5 protein-coding genes are annotated in these 6709 nt (G+C 65.4%); 3 read left to right on the top strand and 2 right to left on the bottom strand.

Translation table 11 applies throughout. The annotated features are described in order from the left end of the window. From AC1D1W_RS07435 to AC1D1W_RS07425, 3 genes are all read left to right on the top strand, one after another. Window positions 1-647: ABC transporter permease (locus tag AC1D1W_RS07435; protein WP_476943335.1), on the top strand; the 647-nt coding region annotated here is incomplete at its 5' end. Beyond that, complete coding sequence (locus tag AC1D1W_RS07430) at window positions 648-1373, top strand: ABC transporter ATP-binding protein (protein ID WP_243181203.1); 726 nt, start codon at window positions 648-650, stop codon at window positions 1371-1373. Window positions 1374-1503: 130 nt separating this feature from the next. Beyond that, window positions 1504-3666 carry an acyltransferase family protein gene (locus AC1D1W_RS07425; RefSeq protein ID WP_476943334.1) on the top strand — a complete coding sequence of 721 codons (2163 nt, stop codon included), beginning with the start codon at window positions 1504-1506 and terminating at the stop codon, window positions 3664-3666. A 124-nt stretch (window positions 3667-3790) separates the two neighbouring features. Here AC1D1W_RS07425 and AC1D1W_RS07420 read toward each other — a convergent pair whose 3' ends face one another. After that, window positions 3791-5779 (bottom strand): DUF6541 family protein, encoded by a 1989-nt coding sequence (locus AC1D1W_RS07420; protein ID WP_476943333.1) that lies wholly within the window; start codon window positions 5777-5779, stop codon window positions 3791-3793. A gap of 12 nt (window positions 5780-5791) precedes the next feature. After that, window positions 5792-6655 (bottom strand): glucose-1-phosphate thymidylyltransferase RfbA, encoded by an 864-nt coding sequence (rfbA, locus tag AC1D1W_RS07415; RefSeq protein ID WP_243181206.1) that lies wholly within the window; start codon window positions 6653-6655, stop codon window positions 5792-5794. Between the last annotated feature and the right edge of the window lie 54 nt (window positions 6656-6709).

The following is a 6709-nucleotide window of genomic DNA, read 5'->3' as shown; positions in this document are numbered from 1 at the left end:
ACGGCCTCTCGAACTATGCCGTGTATCTCTTCTCCGGAATCGTGCTGATCAACTTCTTCTCTGAAGCCCTCGGGAACTCCGCGCGATCGATCGTGAACAACGGCAACCTGATTAAGAAGATCTATCTTCCCCGGGAGCTGTTTCCGGTGGCGTCGGTCTGGGTCTCGGCCGTGCATTTCTTCCCCCAGCTCGTTGTCCTGGTGATCGGATGCGTCGTCGCCGGGTGGCACCCGGACGCCTTCCAGCTCCTGGCGGCGGTAGGCGGATTCGCCATTGTTGGCTTCCTGGCCACCGGGCTCGGGCTGTTGTTCGGGGCCGCCAACGTGTACTTCCGTGATTCGGAAAACCTCGTTGACATGCTCCTGATGGTGGCGACCTGGGCATCGCCCGTCATGTACTCCTGGACCATGGTGGAAGCAAAGCTGGGACCCGGGCTCTTCGCCCTCTACCAGGCAAACCCCATCACGGTCGGCGTCGAGTTGTTCCACTATGCCTTCTGGTACCCCACAACTGACGGTTCCGCCGCGATGCCGCCGAACCTGTTCAGCCTGTGGCTGCCGGTCGGCATGATCATCTCGCTGGTGGTCCTGGCACTGGGACAGCTAACTTTTCGGCGGCTTGAAGGCCGCTTTGCCCAGGAGCTCTAAATGGCCAACGCGATTGAAGTGTCCAATGTCAGCAAGGAGTTCGTGCTCCGCCACACCCGTTCCATCAAGGAGGCGGTTGTCTGGCTCGTGAAGGGCCGCAAGGGTGATCTTTCCAAGAAGTTCCACGCCCTGAAGGACGTCTCCCTGATGGTGGAGACGGGGGAGACCGTGGCGCTGCTCGGCCTCAACGGCTCCGGCAAGTCCACCCTGCTCAAGCACATCTCCGGCGTGATGCTCCCGGATTCCGGCAGCGTCTATACACGCGGCCGCGTGGCCGGGCTGATCGAGGTCGGGGCGGGTTTCCATCCTGACCTGTCCGGCCGCGACAATGTGTACCTCAATGGAGCGATCCTGGGGATGACGGAGAAGCAGATCAACGAACGCTTCGACGCGATCATCGAATTCTCCGAGATCGGCGAATTCATCGACACGGAAGTCAAGTTCTATTCGTCCGGCATGTACCTGCGCCTGGCGTTTTCCGTGGCAGTCCACACTGATCCCGAGGTCTTCCTGATCGACGAAATCCTCGCCGTCGGTGATGAGCCGTTCCAGCGCAAGTGCATAGCCAAGATTCAGGAACTGGCCCAGCAGGGCAAGACGCTGGTGGTTGTCAGCCACGACCTTGACCTGGTGTCGCGCATCTGTTCCCGGGGTGTCTATCTCGAGCATGGCAACGTATTATTCGACGGACCTATTCATGAGGCCGTTGCCCGCCTCCGGGCGTAGGCGGTACCGCAGCCGGTAACGGCAGCGCATCTGTTGGGACCATGTCCACTGGACATGGTCCCAACAGGTTCCGGGCAAGCGCACCCAGTGCAAATTAACGATGACGTTGTTTGAAAACCGAAAGAGAACCGTGACCTCTGAGCCGTCGGCGGCTGTCCTGCCCCAGCCCCAGGGCTCCCCCGAGCGGCCCAGACCCGCCAGCAACAAGGGTGTTACCAGCGCGGGAAGGAACGGCCGGCGACTGGACATCCAGGGGCTGCGCACCCTGGCGGTGGGCATGGTGATCGTCTATCACGTCTGGCCCGGTATTCTCCCCGGCGGTTTTGTCGGGGTCGACGTCTTTTTCGTCATCTCCGGCTTCCTGATCGTGGGATCGCTCGTCCAGGAACTGGCGCGTACCGGACACATCCGGCTCTCTAACTTCTACGCGAAACGGATCAGGCGCCTGTTGCCGGCTGCCACCACGGTTCTGCTGGCGACCATGCTGGGCGCCGTGGTCCTGCTGCCGCAGAACCGTTGGCAGTCCATTTCCCTGGACGTCATCATGTCCGCCCTGCAAGTGCAGAACTGGAACCAGGCCTTCAGCGTGGACAGTTACGCCGCGGCGACCGCCCTGGTGTCTCCGGTGCAGCACTTCTGGTCCCTGGCCGTGGAAGAGCAGTTCTACCTGATCATTCCCGTCATCCTGCTGGCGGGAGTGGCCGTCACTGTGAAACGGCGCTTCCGGATCGAAACCGTCTCCTTGTGGATCCTGGCGGTGGTGTCGCTGGCGTCCTTCGTCCACAGCGTCGCCTTCTCGTCCTCCCAGCACGACATGGCGTACTTTGCGACCACCACGCGGATCTGGGAGCTGGGCGCCGGGGGCATCGGCGCCTTGCTGATTCCCAAATTGTGCCTGGGCCCGGTGCGGGCGTGGCTTTCGGGTTGGATCGGCCTTGGTGTGATCGTCTTTTCCGCGATGGCACTCTCCGTTGCGATGGACTTCCCGGGCAGCATCGCCCTCCTGCCCGTCGCGGGGACATTGCTGCTGCTCGCCGCCGGTTCGCCGGCGGCCGAACCGGCCACTCCGGGCAGCCCTGCCGGTTACTCGGCAAGCCGTGTCCTCAGCCTGCGGCCAGTGACCTACATCGGCGATCTCTCATATTCCCTGTACCTGTGGCATTGGCCCGTCGTCGTGATCTACGTCTTCCACCTCGGGCGGGTTCCGGGCGTCATCCAGGGAACCGCCATGGTGGCCATCAGCCTGGCCCTGGCGGTCGCCTCCTACCACCTCGTCGAGCAGAAGTTCCGGCACGGAACCCCATCCGCCCAAGGATCGCCGCCTGGACGGTGGGGATTGCTGCGCCGGAATGCCTTCGTCCTGGCAGCAGGACTGATCGTGGCGTCGACGCTGGCAGCGGCGGTGCCGTGGGGCGTCGTGGAAGCCAAGTCGCAGCAGCTGAACGCGGCCATGAACCTGCGCGACTATCCCGGCGCGACGGCGTTTGATCCCGTCCGGCCCGCCGCCGTCCCCGACGGCCTGCCCGTCCGGCCCGATCCCGCCGTCGCCGTGAAGGATGTGCCACTGACCTGGACGGAGACGTGCGGAAAGTTCAACCCGGCCGTCACCGGGGTTGACCAATGCGTTTTCGGCGCGCCGGACGCCACCCAGACGGTGGTCGTCGTCGGGGACTCACACGCCGCGCAGTATGTGGATCCGCTCGTGATTGCCGGCGCAGGCGGGGGCTGGAAAGTACAGGCCATGGTCCGGAACGGATGCCCCTTCACGGCAGCGCCGGCCGCCAATGGCACCACTGTGTACCGCGGTTGCTCCGAACAGAACAAAGCCACGTTGCAGCGCATCCTGACGCTGCGTCCACAGTTGGTGGTGGTATCGGGAATGGCGCCGGCCGGCTACCGCGAAGCCCTCAAATGGACGTGGGCCAGCCCGGAAGAACTCGTCAACGGCTATGTCCAGCTCCTGAAGCCGCTCCGGGAAGCCGGGATCCGCGTGGCCGTCGTGCCCGACACGCCGTATCCGGAATTTTCGGTACCGGACTGCGTCCAGGCCAAAGGACCGGGCTCGCCCGCGTGCCAGTTCACCGTATCCGACGCCGGCACCGCCGCAGACCCCCTGCAGCTGGCCGGAGCGCGGGTGCCCGGCGTCGAGATTCTGGATATGTCCGCCTATTTTTGCCGGCAGGGGATCTGCCCGGCCGTGATCGGCAACGTGCTCGTATACCGGGACAACCATATGACCAACACCTTCGCCAAGACGCTGGCACCGGCGCTGGCCCGGCAGCTCAGCTTTTAGGCAGCGGCTGCGGAACCTGTCCCGCGGGCCGCGGGCCCACGGCCCAGGGACCGGAGCAGCCTTCGGGCAAGGTGCCGCTGCAGGCTGCGGCACCTTGCCCCGCAGCCTGCGGCACGCCGGGGGTTCAGTTCCCGCAGGCGGTGACCTTGTAGAGCTTCGCCTCGCCCTGGCTGTCAATGAGCTGCACGCCGGGGTTCGCTGCGAGGTTGCGCAGCCCGGGGGGAGTGTGGTCTCCGCCGTGGACTTCGACCGGACCGAAGTCCAGGATGTAGAAGGCATTCGCCGCGCGGACTGCCTGGCAGACGCTGGCGTCCGTCGTCACGTTGCCCATCGAATCGTAGATCCGCTTCACATCCGGGGAGACGTAGCTCATGACATGCAGCTGGGCCGACTTCCGCTCACCCAGCGCGTAGGACAGCGCCGCACCGGTATAGGGATTGTCGATCAGCAGGGCATTATCGGGGACAGTCTGGGGCAGGCGCTTCATGAGCTGGAGCTCGTCGGTGGAGACCAGCGGCGAATCGGCGGCGAGCCTGTAGTTCCTCGAGCCCTGCTCAACCTCCAACTCCAGGCCGCCCTGCTGTCCCAGGGCGATAGCGGCCAGCACGACGGCGGCGATGCCTACGGTCCGGTAGGCCGCGGTTCCGGCGCGCCCCCAGCGCGGAGAGCCGTCAAGGGCCACCGCGAGGGCCTTGGACCGGCCGCGCATCGCCAGGACGCGGCGCCCTGCCCAGTCAATGCCGACGGCGACCAGCAGGACCGCAACCAGCGGCAGCAGGGCGGCAATCCGGTAGCTGTCGTTGTACCAGACGCCGGTGAGGACGTCCCGGGTTTCTGACTTGGTAAAGCCGGAGACCACAACGAACAGATAGGTGAACAAGGCGAAGACGGCAGCGATCCACACGCGCTGCCAGCGGTCCTGGAAGCACGCCCAGAGGCCGAGGAATACCAGGGGGGCGACGAGCCAGGCCAGTGCCAGGCCATCGGGGGAGATGGTGACGGCTTCGCCAATGGCCTTAGGAATGCTCTGGTACGGGCCCCAGAACGAAGCCTCGGGGGGTGGGCGCAGATTGGTCCACAGCAGGTCGAATGCGATGGCGTACCCGGCGACCGGCAACGCCAGCCTCAAGACGTACGAGCGGGCGCGGGCCTGCTTCCGCCGAAGTGCAGCGGCAGAGCGCCACACCAGCGTCACCACCATGGGCAGCGTCCACGTCAGCCAGGCCATGAACGTCGTGGGATGGGCGACAATCAGGCCGGTGAGCGCCAGCAGCAGGGCAAGTATCGAGGCGAGATCGCGGCGGACAAGTCCGGGCGCCAACCCGGCACACGCCGCTGCCAGGGCGACGCTGGAGGGCAACACGCTAATGGCCAGCAGGTTGGGATACAGGACCCCAAAGTCCATCATGAGCAGCGGGAAGGCACCCAGCGACGCCGCCGCAATGCCTGCGGCGACCAGCGCGGCCGGGCGTCCTCCCACCACTGACCGCGCCAACAGGAGGCATCCCAACGGCCAGAACACGGCCGCAAGGACGATGCTGGTGATATTGACGGCGAGCGGGACGCTCGCGCCCGTTGCCATGGCGACGAGGGTGGCTACAGCGTTCCAGCCGGCCGGGTAGGCCCCGCCGCCGGTCATCGCACCCAGGGTCAATGACGACGCCTGGCCGGTATCCAGGGCAAACCTGACCGAATTCAGGTGGAAGACGGCGTCATAAGTCTGGGAAATTGCCTGCGGGCTGCCGATCAGATGGACGGTGTGGACGGCGAGGAGCCCGCCGGCGATGACGGCTCCGGCCAGCGCCGCGAGGTCGCCGCGGACGTCCGGCACCCGCAACGGATTCAGACCGGTTGCGGCCGGGCCGGAGGGACGGAACCGCGCCGCCCACAAACCGAGCAGGGACAGAGCCACCGCCACCACGGCCACGGGGAGCAGCCCGAACCTCACCTTCAGGAACGGGGCCAACGTGGAGGTGATGACCACAACACCCACGCTCAAAGCGGGGGCAAGCGCCAGGGCGCTGAAGCCCCTGAATCGCAGTGCAACGGAGATGATCAGCCCGGGCAGGACCAGGACAGCGCAGGCGATCAGGACCTGCGGTAAGACGGACATCCACATGAAGGGTTACGGCTCCAGGAGTTCGAGGAGGTACGCGCCGTACCCGCTCTTGACCAGCGGCTCGGCGCGCTGGCGGAGTTCATCGTCGCTCAGGAAGCCCTGGCGCCAGGCGATCTCCTCCGGGGCGCCGATCTTCAGGCCCTGCCGGTTCTCGACCGTCCGGATGAAGTTCGACGCGTCGTTGAGGTCATCGAAGGTTCCGGTGTCCAGCCAGGCCGTGCCGCGGGGCAGGATTTCGACGCGGAGCTTGCCCCTCTCGAGGTAGGTCCGGTTGACGTCGGTGATTTCCAGCTCGCCGCGGGGCGAGGGCTTCAGGTCCTTGGCGATCCCGACGACGTCGTTGTCGTAGAAGTACAGGCCGGGCACGGCGTAGTGGGACTTGGGCCGCTCCGGCTTTTCCTCCAGCGAGACGGCCTGGCCGGCGTCGTCGAACTCCACGACACCGTAGGCTTTGGGGTTCTTGACCCAGTAGCCGAAGACGGCACCGCCGTCGATGTTTTCATGCTTGCGCAGCTGGGTGCCCATCCCCTGGCCGTAGAAGATGTTGTCACCCAGCACCAGGGCAACGGTCTCGTTGCCGATGTGCTCCTCGCCGAGGATGAAGGCCTGCGCCAGGCCGTCGGGGGAGGCCTGCTGGACGTAGCTGAGGTTGACGCCGAACTGCGAACCGTCGCCGAGGAGGCGCTTGAACTGCTCGGCGTCATGCGGGGTGGTGATGATCAGGATGTCCCGGATGCCGGCCAGGATCAGCGTCGACAGCGGGTAGTAGATCATCGGCTTGTCGTATACCGGGACGAGCTGCTTGCTGATGCCGTGGGTGATGGGATGGAGACGAGAGCCGGTCCCACCGGCAAGAATTATTCCGCGCATGGTATACATCCTCTCCTACCGGTCTGCACTCGGCCAAACCCGTGGACGGCCTGC

The organism is Arthrobacter sp. P1_B4, from assembly GCF_056406555.1.
The sequence above is the reverse complement of the archived record's forward strand: the minus strand, read 5'-3'. Positions and strand labels throughout refer to the sequence as shown.